The organism is Streptomyces sp. NBC_01481 (assembly GCF_026339995.1).
In the GTDB taxonomy this organism is placed as follows: domain Bacteria; phylum Actinomycetota; class Actinomycetes; order Streptomycetales; family Streptomycetaceae; genus Streptomyces.
In genome coordinates, this window is record NZ_JAPEPT010000005.1 from 377,389 (window position 1) to 396,925 (window position 19,537).

The following is a 19,537-nucleotide window of genomic DNA, read 5'->3' on the forward strand; positions in this document are numbered from 1 at the left end:
CCCCTCTTGTAGTGACAAGTGGACTCATGAGGAGGAACCCATGCGCGGTGCCAACAGCGCCAAGTGGGTAGCGGGTGCAATAGTCGTCGCCCTGGCAGTAACCGCCTGTGGTGGCGGAGACAAGGACAGTGGTTCCAGCGCCAAGGGTGGAGTTGACCCGAACGGGATCTTCTCGATCGAGCTGGGTGAGCCGGAGAAGCTCCTGCACACCGGTGACACGATGGAGTCCAACGGCTCCGCGGTCATGGCCGGCCTGTTCTCGACTCTGGTCGACTACAAGGATGACGGCTCGCTGGAGATGATCAACGCCGAGTCGGTGGAGACCACCGACTCCAAGACGTGGACCGTCAAGCTCAAGAAGGGCTGGACCTTCCACGACGGCACCCCGGTGACCGCCAAGTCCTACGTGGACGCGTGGAACTGGAACGCCAACATCACCAACGCCCAGGGCCTGTCTTCCTGGTTCGCGGACATCAAGGGCTTCGACGCCCTGCACCCGGAGAAGGAAGGCGCCAAGCCGACCGCCCAGGCCATGGAAGGCCTGAAGGTCGTCGACGACAGCACCTTCACCATCGAGCTCAAGACCGCGGTCCCGGCGTTCGGTCACAAGCTTGCCTACATCGTCTTCGCGCCGCTGCCGGCGTCCTTCTTCAAGGACCCCAAGGCCGCGGGCGAGAAGCCGGTCGGCAACGGTCCCTACAAGTTCGAGAGCTGGGACCACAAGAAGCAGATCAAGATCGTCCGCTACGACGCCTACAAGGGTCCGAACAAGGCGAAGAACGGCGGTGTGGTCTTCAAGAACTACACCACCCTCGAGGCCGCCTACGAGGACCTGAAGTCCGGCAACGTGGACGTCCTGCGTCAGATCGGCCCGAAGGACCTCCCGGTCTACCGCCAGGACCTCGGCGACCGCGCCGTCGACCAGGCGTACTCGGCGATCCAGACGCTGGCCATCGCGTTCTACGCGGACCAGTGGAAGAAGCCGAAGGCGGTCGACCCGAAGGTCGTTCAGGGTCTGTCCATGGCCATCGACCGCAACACCATCACCAAGACGGTGCTGCAGGGTACCCGCGAGCCGGCCACCGGCTGGGTCGCCAAGGGCGTCGTGGGCTACCAGGACAACGCCGCGGGCGACGTCACCAAGTTCGACCCCGCCAAGGCCAAGGAGCTCATCAAGGCCGGCGGCGGCGTCCCGAAGAACGAGATCTTCATCCAGTTCAACGCGGACGGCGGCCACAAGGAGTGGGTCGACGCGGTCTGCAACAGCATCACCCAGGCGACCGGCGTCAAGTGCACCGGTGACAGCAAGCCGGACTTCCAGGCCGACCTGACCGCTCGTAAGAGCAAGCAGGTCAAGTCGATCTACCGCTCCGGCTGGGTGCTTGACTACCCCGTCAACTCCAACTTCATCAGCGACCTGTTCCGTACGGGCGCGGCGGGCAACCAGGGCGACTTCTCGAACAAGGCGCTCGACGCCAAGATCGCGGCCGCTGACGGCGCCGCGACGCTCGACGACTCGGTGAAGCAGTTCCAGGCCATCGAGAAGGACCTGGTCAACTACATGCCGTCGATCCCGCTCTGGTACTACAAGGTCAACGCGGGCTACTCGGAGAAGGTCTCCGGCGTGAAGTACGGCCAGGACGGTGACCCGATCCTGACCGGCGTCGAGGTCAAGAAGTAATCGCCCAAGCGTAGTCCGCAGGCCGGTGCAGGGCTGACGACAGCTCAGTCCCACACCTGGCTCTTACGCAGCGGCTGGGGGGCCCTTCCACGGCATTCGTTTACCCACTGGGGTGCGAATGCCGTGGGAGGGCTCGTCGGCTGCTGCTGTCACATCTCAACGGAGGCATGATGGGGCGCTATGTCGCACGACGACTGCTCCAGATGATCCCGGTCTTTCTCGGGACAACCTTTCTCATTTTCTTCATGGTCTACAGCCTCCCGGGCGACCCCGTGGCGGGGCTGTTCGGCGACAAGGGCGTCGACCCGGCGACTCTCGCCGCGAAGAGACACGAACTGGGGCTGGATCTCCCAATCTGGGAGCAGTACTGGAACTACATGACCAATATCGTCCTGCACTTCGACTTCGGTAACCAGATCCGCAACGGGCGGCCGGTCACCGAGGTGCTGGGCGACGCGTTCCCCATCACCCTGCAACTCGCGGCGCTGGCTTTCGCCTTCGAGCTCATCTTCGGCATCGGCCTCGGCGTCATCGCCGGTCTGCGTGCCGGCCGCCTCGCCGACAACGGGATCCTGATCTTCACGCTGCTGATCATCTCGATTCCGGTCTTCGTCCTCGGCTTCATCATCAAGTTGGTCTTCGCCTTCGAGCTGGGCTGGATATCGCCGAACGTGAGCAACGAGCAGAAGTGGTCCGAGCTGATCGCGCCGGCCATCGTGCTCGGCGGCCTCTCGCTCGCCTACGTCGCCCGGCTCACCCGCACCTCGATGGCGGAGAACCTGCGCGCCGACTACATGCGCACTGCCGTGGCCAAGGGTCTGCCCAAGAGGCGGATCATCGGTGTCCACCTGATGCGCAACTCGATGATCCCCGTCGTCACCTTCCTCGGCACCGACATCGGCGCCCTGATGGGCGGTGCGGTCGTCACCGAAGGCATCTTCAACGTCAAGGGCATCGGCGGCGTCATCTACGAGTCGATCAGCCGACGTGAGGGCACCACCCTGGTCGGCCTCGTCACCATCCTGGTGCTCGTCTACCTCGTCACCAGCCTGCTCATCGACCTGCTGTACGCGGTCCTGGACCCGAGGATCCGTTATGCCTGACGTGACCAAGACCGCGGCTGTCGCGAACGAAGACGCCATCGCGCCGCCCTCCGCCGCCGCCCCCGCGCCCCAGAAGCCCGAGAAGGCACGCAGCCTGTGGGGGGACGCCTGGGCGGATCTGCGCCGTAACCCCTACTTCCTGGTCGCGGCAGTTCTGATCTTCTTCCTGCTGGTCATCACGGCCTTCCCGAGCTGGTTCACCAGCGCCTCGCCCACAGTCGGCGACCTGGTGCACCACTACCTCGGCAAGCCGGAACTGGGCAGCGTCGGCTCGGAGGGGTGGCTCGGCTATGACGGCCAGGGCCGCTCCGTGTACGCCCGCCTGATCCACGGCACCCGTGCCTCGGTCATCGTCGGCATCTCCGTCACCCTCATCGTTACGATCGTCGGCGGCATCATGGGCATGATCGCCGGCTACTTCGGCGGCATCGTCGACGCGATCCTCTCCCGGGTCACCGACATCTTCTTCGGTATTCCGTTCCTGCTCGGTGCCATGGTCGTGCTGCAGTCCTTCACCGAACGCACCATCTGGGTGGTCGTCTTCGCCCTGGCGTTCCTCGGCTGGACCCAGATCACCCGCGTCATGCGCGGCGCGGTGATCACCATCAAGCAGGCCGACTACGTCCAGGCCGCAAAGGCCCTCGGCGCCGGCACCACGCGGATCATGTTCCGGCACATCCTGCCGAACGCCATGGCCCCGGTGATCGTCGTCGCGACCATCTCCCTCGGCGGCTACATCTCGGCCGAGGCGACCCTGTCGTACCTGGGTCTTGGCCTCTCCTCGCCCATCGTTTCCTGGGGCGTAGACGTTTCCACCGGTGTCCAGCAGATCCGGACGGCGCAGCACATTCTGCTGTACCCCTCGATCATGCTGAGCATCACCGTTCTGGCGTTCATCATGCTCGGCGAAGCCGTCCGCAACGCCCTCGACCCCAAGCTGCGCTGAGGAGGGCGTACGACATGACCATCATTGACAAGACCGCGTCTGTCCCCGCCCCGCGCGACGGCAACGACTACGAGGGCTCGCTCCTCGAAGTCCGTGACCTGCATGTGGAGTTCCACACCCGTGACGGTGTGGCCAAGGCGGTCAACGGCGTCAACTACAGCGTGAACGCCGGTGAGACGCTCGCCGTGCTCGGCGAGTCCGGCTCCGGCAAGTCCGTGACCGCGCAGGCGATCATGGGCATCCTCGACATGCCGCCCGGCAGGATCCCGCAGGGAGAGATCTTCTTCCGCGGCCAGGACATGCTCAAGATGTCCTACGAGGAGCGTCGGCAGATCCGTGGCCGCAAGATCGCCATGATCTTCCAGGACGCGCTCTCCTCGCTGAACCCGGTCCTCACCGTGGGCTATCAGCTCGCCGAGATGTTCCGGGTCCACGAGGGCCTGTCCAAGAAGGAGGCCAAGGCCAAGGCCATCGAGCTGATGGACAGGGTCAAGATCCCGGCCGCCGCGGCCCGGGTCAACGACTATGCCCACCAGTTCTCCGGCGGTATGCGCCAGCGCATCATGATCGCCATGGCGCTGGCCCTGGAGCCGGACCTGATCATCGCCGACGAGCCCACCACGGCTCTCGACGTGACGGTCCAGGCTCAGGTCATGGACCTGCTCGCGGAACTCCAGCGCGAGTACAACATGGGTCTGATCCTGATCACCCACGACCTCGGCGTGGTCGCCGACGTCGCGGACAAGATCGCGGTCATGTACGCGGGCCGGATCGTCGAGACCGCCCCGGTGCACGAGCTCTACAAGCGCCCCGCGCACCCGTACACCCGCGGCCTTCTCGACTCCATCCCGCGCCTGGACCAGAAGGGCAAGGAGCTCTTCGCCATCAAGGGTCTGCCGCCCAACCTGCTGCGCGTACCGTCCGGTTGTGCGTTCAACCCGCGCTGCACCATGGCGGAGGACATCTGCCGCTCCGAGATCCCGGCACTGCTTCCGGTCTCCGAGCAGGACGGCACGGAACTGGTCGGCCGCGGCAGCGCGTGCCACTTCTGGAAGGAGACGATCCATGGCTGAGCTCAACAAGTCCGACGAGCCCATGGACGCCACCCCGAACGTCACCGACGTCGAGACGGTCGATGCCGCCACCGAGGCCGAGGCGGTCGCCGCCATCGAGGCGCCCGTTTCGCAGGGTGAGCCGATCCTTCAGGTCCGTAACCTGGTCAAGCACTTCCCGCTGACCCAGGGCATCCTGTTCAAGAAGAACGTGGGTGCGGTCAAGGCCGTGGACGGGATCTCCTTCGATCTCTACCAGGGTGAGACGCTCGGCATCGTCGGCGAGTCCGGCTGTGGCAAGTCCACGGTCGCCAAGCTGCTGATGACGCTGGAGCGGGCGACCGCCGGCGAGGTCTTCTACAAGGGCCAGGACATCACCAGGCTGTCCGGCCGCGCGCTGAAGGCCGTACGCCGCAATATCCAGATGGTGTTCCAGGACCCGTACACCTCGCTGAACCCGCGCATGACGGTCGGCGACATCATCGGGGAGCCCTTCGACATCCACCCGGAGGTGGCGCCCAAGGGTGACCGCCGCCGCAAGGTCCAGGAGCTCCTGGACGTCGTGGGTCTCAACCCGGAGTACATCAACCGGTACCCGCACCAGTTCTCCGGCGGCCAGCGCCAGCGCATCGGCATCGCCCGCGGCCTCGCGCTCAACCCGGAGATCATCATCTGCGACGAGCCGGTCTCGGCCCTGGACGTCTCGGTCCAGGCGCAGGTCATCAACCTGATGGAGAAGCTGCAGGACGAGTTCAACCTCTCCTACCTCTTCATCGCCCACGACCTGTCGATCGTCCGGCACATCTCGGACCGGGTCGGCGTGATGTACCTCGGCAAGATGGCCGAGATCGGTACGGACACGCAGATCTACGACCACCCGACGCACCCCTACACCCAGGCGCTGCTGTCGGCGGTCCCGGTTCCCGACCCGGCCGCCCGTGAGGGCCGCGAGCGGATCATCCTCGTCGGTGATGTGCCCTCGCCCGCGAACCCGCCGTCCGGCTGCCGCTTCCGCACCCGTTGCTGGAAGGCCGAGGAGAAGTGCTCCACGGACGTCCCGCTGCTGGCGATCCCCGAGCGCTTCAAGGGCGCCGACACCCCGGCGGCACACGAGTCCGCGTGCCACTTCGCCGAGGAGAAGGACGTCGTCCACGCGGCGTAGTGCGCTGTGCATGAACGAAGGGCGCCCGGACCATGCGGTCCGGGCGCCCTTCGTTGCGTACGGGCCGAGAAGTCATGCGTACGCCGTCGACACGCGGGAGGTCACTCGCCCGGCAGCGTCACCATCCACCTGGATGCCCTGAAAGTGCGTTAAGTCGTATCTGGAGTGATATTCGGTCCTAAGTAAGGCTCAGGACTCGGGAGGCACTCCATGCGTGGAGCCACGCACGCCAGATTCGCCGTATGCGCGGTGGCTGTCGCCCTCGCGGCGACGGCCTGCGGCGGCGGCAGCGACAGCGGCGGCGGTGGCGCCGACGGGATCGTGAAGTCCTCCTGGGGTGATCCGCAGAACCCGCTGGAGCCCGCGAACACCAACGAGGTGCAGGGCGGCAAGGTCCTCGACATGCTCTTCCGCGGACTCAAGCGGTACAACGCGAAGACCGGCGCGGCCGAGGACATGCTCGCCGAGAAGATCGTCACCACGGACTCCGTCAACTTCACGATCACCGTCAAGGACGGCTGGACCTTCAGCAACGGCGAGAAGGTCACGGCCAAGTCCTTCGTGGACGCCTGGAACTACGGCGCCCAGCTCAAGAACAACCAGAAGAACGCCTACTTCTTCGGCTACATCGACGGCTATGCCCAGGTCCACCCGGATACGGGGCAGGCCACCGCCCAGACGCTCTCCGGGCTCAAGGTCGTCAACGACCAGACCTTCACGGTCAAGCTGAACCAGAAGTTCTCCACGTTCCCCGACACCCTCGGCTACTCCGCCTTCTCGCCACTGCCCCAGGCGTTCTTCGACAACCACGACGCCTGGCTTTCCAAGCCCATCGGCAACGGCCCGTACACCGTCGCGTCGTACGCCAAGGGCTCGCAGCTGTCCATGCGCAAGTGGGACGACTACCCGGGCACCGACAAGGCGCAGAACGGCGGCATCGACCTGATCGTCTACACCGACAACAACACCGCCTACACTGACCTGACCGCCGGCAACCTCGACCTCGTCGACGATGTGCCGGCCTCGCAGCTCAAGAATGTTCAGGCGGACCTCGGAGACCGGTACATCAACACCCCCGCCGGCATCATCCAGACCATCGCCTTCCCGTATTACGACAAGGCCTGGGACACCCCGAACGCCGCCAAGGTCCGCACGGGCCTGTCCATGGCGATCAACCGTCAGCAGATCACCGACACGATCTTCCAGAAGACGCGTACGCCCGCGAAGGACTGGACCTCGCCCGTGCTCGGCGCGGACGGCGGCTTCAGCGAGACCCTGTGCGGTACGGCCTGTGAGTACAACCCCACCGAGGCCAAGAAGCTGGTCACGGAGGGAGGCGGCATCCCGGGCGGCCAGCTGAAGGTCTCGTACAACGCGGACACCGGCTCGCACAAGGAGTGGGTCGACGCCCTCTGCAACAGCATCAACAACGCACTGGGCAACGACCAGGCCTGCGTCGGCAACCCCATCGGCACCTTCGCCGACTTCCGCAACCAGATCGGGCAGCACAAGATGCCCGGTCCGTTCCGGGCCGGCTGGCAGATGGACTACCCGCTGATCCAGAACTTCCTGCAGCCGCTCTACTACACCAACGCCTCGTCCAACGACGGCCTGTGGACCAACGCGGAGTTCGACAAGCTCGTCGACCAGGCCAACGCCGAGACCGACACGGCCAAGGCTGTCGAGACCTTCCAGCAGGCCGAGGAGGTCGTACGCGACCAGATGGCCGCCATCCCGCTCTGGTACCAGAACGGCAGCGCCGGCTACTCGGAACGTGTCTCCAATGTCGCGCTGACCCCCTTCAGCCTGCCCGTCTACAACGAGATCAAGGTCAGCTGACGGCGGAAGGAAACCGGCCCGGCGTCCCCTGCGCGCCGGGCCGTCCCCCTTCCCACGACCCCCGGAGCCCTCATGGGACGTTATGTGATCCGGCGTCTGCTGCAGATGATTCCGGTCTTCTTCGGCACCACGCTGCTGATCTTCCTCATGGTGAACGTCATGGGCGACCCCATCGCGGGCCTCTGCGGCGACCGGCAGTGCGACCCGGCGACGGCCGCACAGCTGCGCAAGGAGTTCGGCCTCGATAAGCCGGTGTGGCAGCAGTACCTGACGTACATGGGCAATGTCTTCACCGGCGACTTCGGCACCGCGTTCAACGGCCAGGAGGTCACCGAGCTGATGGCCGAGGCCTTCCCGGTCACCATCCGGCTCACCCTCGTCGCGATCTTCTTCGAGATCGTCATCGGTATCACCCTGGGTGTGATCACCGGTCTGAAGCGCGGCCGTCCCGTCGACACCGGCGTGCTGCTGCTGACTCTGGTGGTCATCTCGATCCCGACCTTTGTCATGGGTCTTGTCCTCCAACTGCTGCTGGGCGTCGAGTGGGGCGTCATCAAGCCCGCCGTCTCACCGGAGGCGCCGCTCAACGAGCTGCTGATCCCCGGACTTGTGCTCGCCTCGGTCTCGCTCGCCTACGTCACCCGGCTGACCCGGACCTCGATCGCCGAGAACGCCCGCTCCGACTACGTCCGAACCGCGAAAGCCAAGGGGCTCCCCAGAGGGCGGGTCGTCCGCCGCCATCTGCTGCGCAACTCGCTGATCCCGGTGGTCACCTTCATCGGCGCCGATGTGGGCGCCCTGATGGGCGGCGCGATCGTCACCGAGCGCATCTTCAACATCCACGGCGTCGGCTACCAGCTCTACCAGGGCATCGTGCGCCAGAACACCCAGACCGTCGTCGGCTTTGTGACCGTGCTCGTCATCATCTTCCTGGTGGCGAATCTGCTGGTCGACCTCCTGTACGCCGTACTCGACCCGAGGATCCGGTATGCCTGAGCCGAAGCAGCCGTACTCCAACGGCGGGGCCATGGCAGGCACCGGCGCGGGTGGCACGATGGACCTCGCGACCACCGAGGGTGAGACGCTGGAGAAGACTCCCGGCGGCCCGATGGGCACCGGGCCCGCCGAGAAGCCCCGCAGTCTGTGGTCCGACGCCTGGCGCGATCTGCGGACCAACCCGATCTTCATCATCTCCAGCCTGATCATCGTCTTCCTGGTGATCATCTCCATCTGGCCTTCGCTGATCACGACGCAGAGTCCACTCCACTGCGACCTCGCCAAGGCCCAGCAGGGTTCCCAGCCAGGTCATCCCTTCGGCTTCAACGGGCAGGGCTGTGACGTGTACACGCGTACGGTCTACGGCGCCCGGGCTTCGGTCACGGTCGGCGTCTGCGCCACCGTCGGTGTCGCGATGATCGGTTCCGTCCTGGGCGGTATCGCCGGCTTCTACGGCGGGGCACGGGACGGGGTCGTGTCGCGGCTCACCGACATCTTCTTCGGCATCCCGGTGATCCTGGGCGGTCTGGTCTTCCTGTCCGTCGTCTCCAGCTCCACCATCTGGCCGGTCGTCGGCTTCATAGTGCTGCTCGGCTGGCCCCAGCTCTCCCGTATCGCGCGCGGCTCGGTCATCACCGCGAAGCAGAACGACTACGTCCAGGCGGCGCGGGCGCTCGGCGCGTCCAACTCCCGCATGCTGCTGCGGCACATCGGCCCCAACGCCGTCGCTCCCGTGATCGTCGTGGCGACCATCGCGCTCGGCACCTACATCTCCCTGGAGGCGACCCTGTCGTTCCTCGGTGTCGGCCTCAAGCCGCCGACCGTGTCCTGGGGCATCGACATCTCCTCCGCATCGCCGTACATCCGCAACGCCCCGCACATGCTGCTCTGGCCGGCCGGCGCGCTGGCGATCACCGTGCTCGCGTTCATCATGCTCGGCGACGCGGTGCGCGACGCCCTCGATCCCAAGCTGCGCTGAGGAGCCCGCCATGTTGCTCGAAGTGCGCGATCTACACGTGGAGTTCCGTACTCAGGACGGGGTGGCCAAGGCCGTCAACGGCGTCGGCTACACGGTGGACGAGGGGGAGACCCTTGCCGTGCTGGGCGAGTCGGGCTCCGGAAAATCCGTCACCGCACAGGCGGTCATGGGCATCCTGGACATGCCCCCGGGGAAGATCACCGGCGGCGAGGTCCTCTTCCAGGGACAGGATCTGCTGAAGCTCAAGGAGGACGAGCGTCGCAAGATCCGCGGGGCCGGGATGGCCATGATCTTCCAGGACGCGCTCTCGTCCCTGAACCCGGTGCTGAGCGTGGGTGACCAGCTCGGCGAGATGTTCACCGTCCATCGCGGGATGTCGAGGAGGGACGCGCGCGCCAAGGCGGTCGAGCTGATGGAGCGGGTGGGCATCCCCGCGGCCAGGGAGCGGGTGGGGCAGTATCCGCACCAGTTCAGCGGCGGTATGCGCCAGCGCATCATGATCGCCATGGCGCTCGCGCTGGAGCCCTCGCTGATCATCGCGGACGAGCCGACGACCGCGCTGGACGTCACCGTCCAGGCACAGGTGATGGATCTGCTGGCCACGCTCCAGAGCGAGCTCAACATGGGGCTCATCCTGATCACCCACGACCTCGGTGTCGTCGCGGACGTCGCGGACAAGATCGCGGTGATGTACGCGGGACGGATCGTCGAGACCGCCCCGGTCCACGACATCTACAAGGCCCCCGCCCATCCGTACACCAGGGGGCTGCTCGACTCGATCCCGCGCCTGGACCAGAAGGGCGAGCAGCTGTACGCGATCAAGGGCCTGCCGCCGAACCTGATGAGGATCCCGCCCGGCTGCGCCTTCAATCCGCGCTGTCCGCTGGCCCGCGACGTGTGCCGGACCGACGAGCCGCCGCTGTACGAGGTGTCCGAGACCCGCAGGAGCGCCTGCCACTTCTGGCAGGAGCAGCTCAATGGCTGAGGCGATCCTCGAGGTCCGCGACCTGGTCAAGCACTATCCGCTCACCCAGGGCATCCTCTTCAAGAAGCAGGTGGGCGCGGTCAAGGCGGTGGACGGCGTCGACCTCGACCTGGTGGCGGGCGAAACGCTCGGCATCGTGGGTGAGTCGGGCTGCGGAAAGTCCACGCTCGCCAAGATGCTGGTGCATCTGGAGGAGCCGACGGCAGGGACGATCCGCTACAAGGGCGAGGACGTCACCAAGCTGTCCGGCCGCGCCCTGAAGGCGGTCCGGCGGAACATCCAGATGATCTTCCAGGATCCGTACACCTCCCTCAATCCGCGGATGACGGTCGGGGACATCATCGGTGAGCCGTACGAGATCCATCCCGAGGTGGCGCCGAAGGGCGACCGGCGGCGCAAGGTCCAGGACCTGCTCGACGTCGTCGGACTCAACCCCGAGTACATCAACCGCTATCCGCACCAGTTCAGCGGCGGCCAGCGCCAGCGCATCGGCATCGCACGCGGCCTGGCCCTCCAGCCGGAGATCATCGTGGCCGACGAGCCCGTCTCGGCGCTCGACGTGTCCGTCCAGGCGCAGGTGATCAACCTGCTGGACAGTCTGCAGACCGAGTTCAGCCTGAGCTATGTCTTCATCGCGCACGACCTGTCGATCGTGCGGCACATCTCGGACCGGGTCGGCGTGATGTATCTGGGGCGGGTGGTGGAGATCGGCAGGGACGAGGAGATCTACGACCATCCGACCCACCCCTACACGCAGGCGCTGCTGTCCGCGGTCCCGGTGCCGGACCCGGAGGCGCGCGAGCACCGCGAGCGGATCATCCTGTACGGCGACGTCCCGTCACCGGCCAACATCCCCTCGGGCTGCCGGTTCCGTACGCGCTGCTGGAAGGCGCAGGAGAGATGCGAGCTGGAGGTGCCGCTGCTGGAGGTACCCGCGGTGTTCCGGCTCCAGGAGGGGCCGGCGAAGCATGCGTCGGCATGCCACTTCGCGGAGGAGAAACGCGTCGTGCCGGGGGAGGAAGAGCTGGGCGGGGAGTGAGGCGGGCCGGCGGCCTCGGTACGGCAAGGCGACGCGGCCACACCGCCGCGGGCCGGCGGCCGCCGTACGGCAATGCCGGGCAGCCCTACGGCGGGCGGGCGCCGCTCAGTCGTCGGCCAGGTCCTCCGCCGCGCGCAGCGCCGGGTCGAGGATGACCTCCTCCTCCCGTTCCCGCGTCGGGTCCTCCGGGAAGTGGCAGGCTGTCAGATGGCCGTCGTGGTTCCCCTCGATCCGCACCAGCGGCGGCTCCTCGGCCGCGCACTGCGGCTGAGCCTTCCAGCAGCGCGTACGGAACCGGCAGCCCGACGGAGGTTCGATCGGTGACGGGACGTCACCCGCCAGCCGGATCCGCTCGTGCGCACGCGCCTCCGCCTCGTCCGTCAGTGCCGCCTCCGGGACCGCCGACAGCAGCGCATGGGTGTACGGATGGCGGGGGCGGTAGTAGATCGACTCGCGGTCGCCCACCTCGACCACCTTGCCCAGGTACATCACCGCGACCCGCTGCGAGAAGTGCCGTACCACCGCCAGGTCGTGGGCAATGAACAGGAACGTGATCCCCAGCTCCCGCTGGAGTTCCTGAAGCAGATTGACCACCTGCGCCTGGATGGAGACATCGAGCGCGGACACCGGCTCGTCCGCCACGATCAGCTTCGGCTCCAGCGCCAGCGCCCGCGCGACGCCGATCCGCTGGCGCTGACCGCCGGAGAATTCGTGCGGGAAGCGGTTGTAGTGCTCGGGATTGAGGCCGACGATCTCCAGCAGCTCGCGCACCCTGTTCTCGCGGCCGCCCCGCGGCCGGATGTCGTTGATCTCCATGGGGCCGGAGATGATCTTGCCGACCGTCTGGCGGGGGTTCAGCGAGGAGTACGGATCCTGGAAGATCATCTGGATCTCGGGGCGGACCGGTGCCAGCTGTCTGCGGTCCGCGTGACTGATGTCCTGGCCCCGGTAGGTGATCTTCCCGGCGGTCGGCTCGAGGAGACGGGTCAGCAGACGGCCCGTCGTCGACTTGCCGCACCCCGACTCGCCGACGAGCCCGAAGCTCTCGCCCTCGTACAGGGTCAGGTCGATGCCGTCGACCGCCTGTACCGACCCGATCCGCCGCTTGAACGGAAACCCGCCGAGGATCGGGAAGTGCTTGGTCAGGCCCTGCGCCGTCATCAGGACGTCGCCGCCCGCGGGCGCCCGGTCACGCGGGGCCGGGATGGTGGCTTCGTGCGCCATGTCGCGTCTCTCCCTATCCCAGCCGGGGCTTGATCTGCTCGATGAAGACCGTTCGCTTCTGCTCGTCCGTCAGATGGCAGGCGGAGCCTCGTCCCGGGGGCAGCTCGGGCCGTTCCTCCTCGCACCTAGGGGGTGTCCGGCGGACCATCGACGGGTAGCCGCAGCGCGGATGGAACGGACAGCCCGACGGCGGCGCGAGCAGACTCGGCGGCGCCCCCGGGATCGGCGTCAGCAGCTCCGAGACGTCCGAGCCGAGCCGGGGCATCGACCCCAGCAGGCCCCAGGTGTACGGGTGCTGGGGATCGCGCAGAATCTCCCGTACCGAACCCCGCTCGACCGCCCGCCCGGCGTACATCACCAGCAGATCGTCGGCGACATTCGCGACCACGCCCAGGTCGTGCGTGATGAGGATGATCGCCGAGCCGAACTCCTGCTGGAGATCGCGCAGCAGATCCAGAATCTGCGCCTGCACGGTGACGTCCAGCGCCGTCGTCGGTTCGTCGGCGATCAGCAGCTCCGGATCGCACACCAGCGACATCGCGATCATCGCCCGCTGCCGCATGCCACCGCTGAACTGGTGCGGATAGTCGTGCGCCCGCAGTTTTGCCTGCGGAATGCCGACCTTCTCCAGCATCTGAACCGCCCGGGCCCACGCCTCCCGCTTGGAGGCCCCCGTGTGCTTGCGGAACGGCTCCGAGACCTGCCGTCCGATCGTGTAGTACGGCGAGAGCGCGGTGAGCGAGTCCTGGAAGATCATCGCCGCCTTGTTGCCGCGCAGCCGCTCCAGCGTCCGTTCCCCGGCTCCGGTCAACTCCTCGCCGTCCAGCACGATCTCGCCCCAGGTCTCGGTGAACTTGGGGTCGTGCAGACCGAGGATGGAGAGATTGGTGACGGACTTCCCGGAGCCGGACTCACCGACGATGCCGAGCGTCTTGCCTCGTTCCAGATCGAACGAGATCCCGTCGACCGCCTTGACGATGCCGTCCTCCGTGGAGAAGTGGACGTGCAGATCGCGTACGGAGAGAAAAGGACCGCCGGCCGCCGGGGATGCCGGCTGATCGGTCTTGGTCAGCGTGGTCACTCAAGACTCCTATGCCAGCCGCACACGCGGATCGAGCAGGGCGTAGACGGCGTCCACGACGATGTTGAAGAAGACGATGGCCGCCGCGCTCACCAGCATCACGCCCATCAGCATGGGCAGATCGGTGAGCTGGACGGACTGCACGGCCAGCCGGCCGATGCCGTGCAGCGTGAAGGTGACCTCGGTGATCATCGCGCCGCCCAGCAGCGAGCCGAGGTCCATCCCGAAGATGGTCAGCACCGGGGCGACCGCGCCCCGCATGGCGTACCGGAAGAACACCGTCCGGCCGGCGAGCCCCTTCGCGCGGGCCGCCCGGACATGCTCCTCCTGCAACTGTTCGACCATCAACGACCGTGCCAGCCGGCTGTAGTTGGCGACGAAGATCATGGAGAGCACCAGCCAGGGCAGGATCATCCCGGTGAACCACCCGGCCGGATCCTCGGTGATCGGGCGGTACTCGGGCTGGTCCAGCCAGCCCAGGTTGGAGACGAACAGCGCCAGACAGAGCACGCCGACGAAGTAGATCTGCAGTGACGAGCCGAGCAGCGACAGCGAGCTGAAGAACTTGTCGACCCAGGTGCCGCGGCGCGCGGCGGCCAGCAGACCGATACCCACGCCGACGGTGAGGAAGACGGCCGCGCCGCCGAAGGCCAGCGACAGCGTGGTGGGGAAGCGGTCGAGGATCGTGCCCCACACCGATTCCTGATTGACGAACGAGTAGCCGAAGCAGGGCGCGTCGCAGTGCCCGACGGAGAAGTCGCGGCCCGCGAAGATCCCCACCATGAAGTCCCAGTACTGCACCGGAACCGGCTTGTCGAGGCCGAGGTTGCTGTTGATCAGCGCGAGCGCGGCGGGGTCGCAGTTCTTGCCGCAGGCCAGCCGGGCAGGCTCGGCGGGCAGCGCGAAGAAGAGAAAGAAGGTGACCGCGCTGATCACCAGAAGGATGACGAGGGCACCGAGCGTGCGGCGGACGAGGAATCTCAGCATGGCTTCGCGGGCTTCCGGTGAGAGGGACCGGCCCCCGCCCCAGGAGCGGGCGGGGAGCCGATCCGGTTTTCCGGTGGGTTACTTGACGAAGACGGCGGTGGGGTCCACGGCCCCGTACGGCTCGTGGAACTTCACCCCGCCGAGGCCCGAGCCCCACAGCGTGAACAGCCGGTTGTAGAAGATCGGCACCTGCGGCACCTCCTCGGTGAGAATCTTCTGGCTGATCTTGATCCACTCATTGCCGGCCTGGTCGATGTCGCCGATCTTCTCTGCCTTGGCGATGTCGGCGTTGATGGCCGGGGCGTTGAGGTGCGAGTAGTTCGCCGAGTCGTCGTAGATGTTCTTGCCGTCGTACAGCGGCGGCACGACCGTCGAGGCGGAAGGCCAGTCGGCGCCCCACGAGGAGCGGTAGGCGTCGAACTGGTTCTTCACCTTGCCGATCTGTGTGTAGTACGTGGTGGAGTCGATCTCCTTCTTCTCCACCTGGAATCCGGCCTTCTCCAGCGCCCGCTCCACGACCACCGCGGCGTTCTGGGCGGGACCGGTGTTGGCGTAGGCGTAGACGATCGTCCTGCCCTCCTGGCCGGCCTCCTTCAGCAGCGCCTTGGCCTTCTCCGGGTTGCCCGCCGGGTGCTTCTTCTTCTCGTACGGATCGAAGGGCTGGTAGCCCTTGAGGGTCGGGCCGACCAGGCCGCCCGCCACCTCGCCGGCCTTCACGCCGCCGTACTGCTGGAGCACCTGCCCGGACGGCCAGGCCCAGACCAGCGCTTGACGTACCCGCTTGTCCTTGAGCCGGTCCATGTTGAAGCTGACGACGTCCACGTAGGGCTGGGTCTTGGTGAACGACCTCGCCATCGCCTCCTTGTTCCCCAGCACCGTGGAGATCAGCGACGGGTCGACCGCGTTGGTGAAGGTCATGCCCGTCTTGTCGGCGCCCTGCCCGGCGACGAGCCGACGGGTGGAGTCCACCCACTGGTGCCCGAAGGTGACCGAGAACTTGTCCGCGTACTGATGGCGTACGGCGTCCGTCTTCGGGTCCCAGTTGGTGTTCCTGACGAACTCGATGCTCTTGTCGGGCTTGAAGTTCTGGATCTTGTACGGGCCCGAGGCCACCGGCGCCTTGTCGTACTTCTCCTGGGTGTCCTTGGCAGCAGGCACCGCGGTGATGTTCGGCATGGCGACCGCGAAGGGCACTTCGGCCCGCGGCTGACCGAAGTGGAAGACGACGGTCTTCTCGTCCGGCGTGGCCAGCACGCTGTCGGGCAGATGCTTGCCCTTGTACGGGCCGTCCGGCAGCGCCTTCCGGAAGGTCTGCCCGGATCCCGAGAGCCACTGCTGCAGATAAGTCGGCCCGCTGACCTGGTACTTGGCGTACAACCGCTCCACGCCGTGCCGTATGTCCTTCGAGGTGATCGGCGTGCCGTCCTCGAACTTCAGCCCGTCCTTGAGGGTGTATGTCCAGGTCTTGCCGCCGTCGGACGACGTGCCGGTGTCCGTGGCGAGGTCGCCGACCAGTGTCACCTTCCCGGTCTTGTCGTCGATCTTGTAGGTGGTGAGCGTGCGATTGAACAGCGTCTGCATGATCAGCTCGTCGCTGACATAGATCTGGCCGGGGTCCAGATGCTCGAAGGCGTCACGCTGGAGCACGGAGACCGTGCCGCCCGGCTTGGCGCCCGGAAGGTCCGGGGCGGGCCCGGTGGAGTCCTGGGCGGTGCCGATGCTGATGGTCTGCTGCTTGAGCTCGGGTTCCTTGGACTGTTTGTCCTTGCTGTCACCCCCGCCGCCGCTGCTGCACGCGGACAGCACAAGTGCTCCGGCGGCGACCGAAAGGGCCGAGATCCGCACTCTTCGCTGAATGGTGGACGTCATGGTCTCCATGCACCTGCCTCGTCGGACGGAACACTCAGTGCCTTACGACGTGCTTTGCGCTGTGCCTTGTGACGTGCCCGGGGATGGACGTCAGTGCTTGGTCTTCGGGTCGATGGCGTCCCGGACCGAGTCCCCGAGCAGGTTGAAGGCGACCACGAAGATCACCATCGCGATGCCGGGGAAGAACATGTAGGTGATGTCGCCCTCGTAGAAGTCGGCGCCCTTGGCGAACATCCGGCCCCAGTCGGGCGTCGGCTCCACCAGGCCCACGCCGAGGAAGGAGAGACCGGCCTCCAGGGTCACGAAGTTGGGCAGCATCAGCGTGGACTGCACCAGGATCGGTGTCGTCACATTCGGCAGCAGCTCCTTGCGGATGATGCGCCAGGGCGGGGCCCCGGTGACCTTGGCCGCTTCGATGAACTCCCGTTCGCGCAGGCTCAGTACCTGGGCTCTCAGCAGCCGCGCGAGCGTCATCCAGCCCAGCAGCCAGAGCACGAGGACCAGCGCGGTGACCCGGAAGTAGGTCGGGGTCTCCTTCTGCGGGCTGACGAACAGCGCGGTCACCACCGGCATGAAGGCCACGAAGAAGAGCTGCTGCGGGAAGGAGAGCAGCAGATCGATGAACCGGCCCAGGAAGTAGTCGGTACGGCCGCCCATATAGCCGGCGGTCACTCCGACGAGGATTCCGGTGACGGTGGAGAGAAGGGTCGCGGCAAGACCGATCAGCAGCGAGGTGCGGATTCCGTACACCAGCTGCATGAGGACATCGCGGCCCAGCCTCGGTTCGATTCCGAACCAGAATTCACCGTCGATGCCGCCATTCGGTTTCACCGGATAGCTGGTGATCGGATCGAGCAGTTCGGGTCGGTCGAGGCCATAGGTGGTGTACGGATCCTTTCCGTACAGCCAGCCGATCACCGGCGCGAGAGCCGCGACGACGAAGAAGATCAGCACGATGTACGCGGCGAGTACGCCGGTACGGTCACGTCTGAAGCGCCGCCATGCCAGCTGGCCGGGAGACCGGCCGACCAGGGTCTGCTCCCGCTTGGTCAGGGCGGCAGGGAGCGGATCGGCCGCGGTGGCCGGATCGGTGGCCTGATCGGCTAACTCGCCACGGGATGGAATCGTCACGTTTCTGCTCGCCCCCGCAATTCATGACTCGCGGTTCATGACTGACGTACTGACGTACCGTCAAGAGGTCGGAAAACGCTGTTGGTTGAGCGGACTGTGGCAATCGTTGTCAGTGCCAGTCAAGAGCCAGGAGGCGAAAGGCATGATGTCGGTGCGGTTCTTGAGCGAACGTTGTGCAGATCGAGGTGGCGACGTGCTTGACAGTCGGTCGAGGTGGGCGACATAGCTCAATAAATGCCCATCAAATTCGTTAACATGCAGGCAACTTGACTGTCGCAACACCGATATACGAACGCGCCACGCTGAACAACGTACGGCCGTGCGGGTGCCGTAGACCGGCTGGGGCTCGCCATGTAGCTCCGGCCGGTCGCCCGCGCCGTGCGGGCCCTTGTTCAGCGCAGTGCAGCGATGCAACATCGCACTGTGACTTTTACGCGGGGGGCCCGGATCACCGGCACCGTGCTGTGCGCCGCCCTCGCGATCCTCGTCGGTGTGTGGATCGCCCGCGATCTCACCACCGTCGATGACCCGCTCGACCTGTGGCGCTTCTGGACCGGGAACGCGGGCGGCGTCAGCGCCTCCGCCCCGATGACGACCACCCTCGAGGATCTGGTGCTGCTCGCGGTGTACGTCACCGTGGCCGTCGCCGCTCTGCGCTCACCCGTCGCGGCTGCCGCGCTGGTGGCGGCCGGAGTGGTCACCCTCGCCGTCCGGCTCCCCGGGCTGTGGGTGCTCAGCTCCTCCTGGATGGGGCAGCGGGCTACCGACGAGCTGCGCACCAGGGCGCTGTACTGCGCCTTCGCCGCACTGGGGCTCGGCCTGGGGCTGATCATCACCGCCGCGGCGGGACGGCGGGCGCCCGCTGCGTACGACCCGTACACCGCGCATGGCCCCCTGGCGGCCCACGAACGGACGCCGACCAGGCCCACGCAGGGGGTGTCCGTGCTCGCCTTTCTGCTCCTCGGCACGGCGGCGGCGGTCCTGGCGGCCTGGGAGGTCTACACGGCGGGGGAGATCGGCGGATCGCGCTCGCTCGACCGCTTCACCGGCAGCGACACGGTCCTGATGCCGCTGCTCGGGACACCACCGGGCTGGCTGACGGCGGTGACCGTGGCGCTCGCGCTGGTCGCGGCGATCGGAGCGCTCTTCCACGCGGTCCACTCGCGGCCGCTGGGCCTGGTGGCGGGGGCGCTCGTGCTCGGCACGGGCGGTCGGGGTGTTGACATCGCGGTACGGAACGACCTCTTCACCCGGCTCGGCGACCTGCCGACGCGGGATCAACTGCTGGTGCTGTCCTGGCTGTTCGAGGTGGCGGCGGGCTTGACGCTGCTGGTTGCGCTGGGGCGGCGGGGGGAGGGGGTGGCGGGTGCGCGGCAGGTTGGGTCGGCGGGGGTATTCGGGCCGCCGCCGCCGAGCTCGCCACCGCCGGGGTGGTAGCGGGGGTTGTTTCCCCCACCCCGCCC

At 66.6% G+C, this 19,537-nt stretch carries 16 protein-coding genes; 11 read left to right on the forward strand and 5 right to left on the reverse strand.

Annotation, left to right across the window (positions count from 1 at the left end):
* Positions 1–40: 40 nt before the first annotated feature.
* From OOK40_RS27820 to OOK40_RS27865, 10 genes are all read left to right on the forward strand, one after another.
* Positions 41–1,681, forward strand: coding sequence for an ABC transporter substrate-binding protein (locus OOK40_RS27820; protein WP_266487080.1), 1,641 nt, complete (start codon positions 41–43; stop codon positions 1,679–1,681).
* 170 nt (positions 1,682–1,851) lie between these two features.
* Entirely contained in the window at positions 1,852–2,784 is a 933-nt protein-coding gene (locus OOK40_RS27825; RefSeq protein ID WP_266487082.1) for an ABC transporter permease, read from the forward strand.
* Positions 2,777–3,730 carry an ABC transporter permease gene (locus tag OOK40_RS27830; protein WP_266487083.1) on the forward strand — a complete coding sequence of 318 codons (954 nt, stop codon included), beginning with the start codon at positions 2,777–2,779 and terminating at the stop codon, positions 3,728–3,730. Before OOK40_RS27825 ends, OOK40_RS27830 begins: the two co-directional genes overlap by 8 nt.
* A gap of 14 nt (positions 3,731–3,744) precedes the next feature.
* Positions 3,745–4,803 carry an ABC transporter ATP-binding protein gene (locus tag OOK40_RS27835; protein WP_266487085.1) on the forward strand — a complete coding sequence of 353 codons (1,059 nt, stop codon included), beginning with the start codon at positions 3,745–3,747 and terminating at the stop codon, positions 4,801–4,803.
* Positions 4,796–5,944, forward strand: coding sequence for an ABC transporter ATP-binding protein (locus OOK40_RS27840; RefSeq protein ID WP_266487086.1), 1,149 nt, complete (start codon positions 4,796–4,798; stop codon positions 5,942–5,944). Before OOK40_RS27835 ends, OOK40_RS27840 begins: the two co-directional genes overlap by 8 nt.
* A gap of 210 nt (positions 5,945–6,154) precedes the next feature.
* Entirely contained in the window at positions 6,155–7,783 is a 1,629-nt protein-coding gene (locus OOK40_RS27845) for an ABC transporter substrate-binding protein (RefSeq protein ID WP_266487087.1), read from the forward strand.
* A gap of 72 nt (positions 7,784–7,855) precedes the next feature.
* Positions 7,856–8,779, forward strand: a complete 924-nt coding sequence (locus OOK40_RS27850; protein ID WP_266487088.1) for an ABC transporter permease — start codon at positions 7,856–7,858, stop codon at positions 8,777–8,779.
* Positions 8,772–9,758 carry an ABC transporter permease gene (locus tag OOK40_RS27855; protein ID WP_266487089.1) on the forward strand — a complete coding sequence of 329 codons (987 nt, stop codon included), beginning with the start codon at positions 8,772–8,774 and terminating at the stop codon, positions 9,756–9,758. Before OOK40_RS27850 ends, OOK40_RS27855 begins: the two co-directional genes overlap by 8 nt.
* 10 nt (positions 9,759–9,768) lie before the next feature.
* On the forward strand, positions 9,769–10,743 hold the full coding sequence (locus tag OOK40_RS27860) for an ABC transporter ATP-binding protein (protein ID WP_266487091.1): 975 nt from the start codon (positions 9,769–9,771) through the stop codon (positions 10,741–10,743).
* Positions 10,736–11,782 (forward strand): ABC transporter ATP-binding protein, encoded by a 1,047-nt coding sequence (locus OOK40_RS27865; RefSeq protein ID WP_266487093.1) that lies wholly within the window; start codon positions 10,736–10,738, stop codon positions 11,780–11,782. The genes OOK40_RS27860 and OOK40_RS27865 overlap by 8 nt, the downstream gene beginning before the upstream one ends.
* Positions 11,783–11,887: 105 nt before the next feature.
* On the opposite strand, the gene OOK40_RS27870 is transcribed toward OOK40_RS27865, so the two are convergent.
* From OOK40_RS27870 to OOK40_RS27890, 5 genes are all read right to left on the reverse strand, one after another.
* Positions 11,888–13,006, reverse strand: a complete 1,119-nt coding sequence (locus tag OOK40_RS27870; RefSeq protein WP_266487095.1) for an ABC transporter ATP-binding protein — start codon at positions 13,004–13,006, stop codon at positions 11,888–11,890.
* A gap of 13 nt (positions 13,007–13,019) precedes the next feature.
* Positions 13,020–14,087: an ABC transporter ATP-binding protein gene (locus OOK40_RS27875; RefSeq protein ID WP_266487096.1), complete on the reverse strand. Its 1,068-nt coding sequence runs from the start codon at positions 14,085–14,087 to the stop codon at positions 13,020–13,022.
* 9 nt (positions 14,088–14,096) lie between these two features.
* Positions 14,097–15,074, reverse strand: a complete 978-nt coding sequence (locus tag OOK40_RS27880) for an ABC transporter permease (RefSeq protein ID WP_266487097.1) — start codon at positions 15,072–15,074, stop codon at positions 14,097–14,099.
* A 78-nt stretch (positions 15,075–15,152) separates the two neighbouring features.
* Entirely contained in the window at positions 15,153–16,943 is a 1,791-nt protein-coding gene (locus tag OOK40_RS27885) for an ABC transporter substrate-binding protein (RefSeq protein ID WP_266487099.1), read from the reverse strand.
* Positions 16,944–17,033: 90 nt separating this feature from the next.
* Entirely contained in the window at positions 17,034–17,996 is a 963-nt protein-coding gene (locus OOK40_RS27890) for an ABC transporter permease (protein ID WP_266487684.1), read from the reverse strand.
* A 501-nt stretch (positions 17,997–18,497) separates the two neighbouring features.
* Between OOK40_RS27890 and OOK40_RS27895 the strand changes: the two genes are divergently transcribed.
* On the forward strand, positions 18,498–19,511 hold the full coding sequence (locus OOK40_RS27895; protein ID WP_266487100.1) for a hypothetical protein: 1,014 nt from the start codon (positions 18,498–18,500) through the stop codon (positions 19,509–19,511).
* Positions 19,512–19,537 lie beyond the last annotated feature (26 nt).

Coding starts and splice junctions, on each gene's coding strand:
- OOK40_RS27870 (WP_266487095.1), bottom strand. CDS start 13,006: ATGGCGCACGAAGCCACCATCCCGGCCCCGCGTGACCGGGCGCCCGCG.
- OOK40_RS27820 (WP_266487080.1), top strand. CDS start 41: ATGCGCGGTGCCAACAGCGCCAAGTGGGTAGCGGGTGCAATAGTCGTC.
- OOK40_RS27860 (WP_266487091.1), top strand. CDS start 9,769: ATGTTGCTCGAAGTGCGCGATCTACACGTGGAGTTCCGTACTCAGGAC.
- OOK40_RS27845 (WP_266487087.1), top strand. CDS start 6,155: ATGCGTGGAGCCACGCACGCCAGATTCGCCGTATGCGCGGTGGCTGTC.
- OOK40_RS27885 (WP_266487099.1), bottom strand. CDS start 16,943: ATGACGTCCACCATTCAGCGAAGAGTGCGGATCTCGGCCCTTTCGGTC.
- OOK40_RS27830 (WP_266487083.1), top strand. CDS start 2,777: ATGCCTGACGTGACCAAGACCGCGGCTGTCGCGAACGAAGACGCCATC.
- OOK40_RS27855 (WP_266487089.1), top strand. CDS start 8,772: ATGCCTGAGCCGAAGCAGCCGTACTCCAACGGCGGGGCCATGGCAGGC.
- OOK40_RS27865 (WP_266487093.1), top strand. CDS start 10,736: ATGGCTGAGGCGATCCTCGAGGTCCGCGACCTGGTCAAGCACTATCCG.
- OOK40_RS27850 (WP_266487088.1), top strand. CDS start 7,856: ATGGGACGTTATGTGATCCGGCGTCTGCTGCAGATGATTCCGGTCTTC.
- OOK40_RS27840 (WP_266487086.1), top strand. CDS start 4,796: ATGGCTGAGCTCAACAAGTCCGACGAGCCCATGGACGCCACCCCGAAC.
- OOK40_RS27825 (WP_266487082.1), top strand. CDS start 1,852: ATGGGGCGCTATGTCGCACGACGACTGCTCCAGATGATCCCGGTCTTT.
- OOK40_RS27880 (WP_266487097.1), bottom strand. CDS start 15,074: ATGCTGAGATTCCTCGTCCGCCGCACGCTCGGTGCCCTCGTCATCCTT.
- OOK40_RS27835 (WP_266487085.1), top strand. CDS start 3,745: ATGACCATCATTGACAAGACCGCGTCTGTCCCCGCCCCGCGCGACGGC.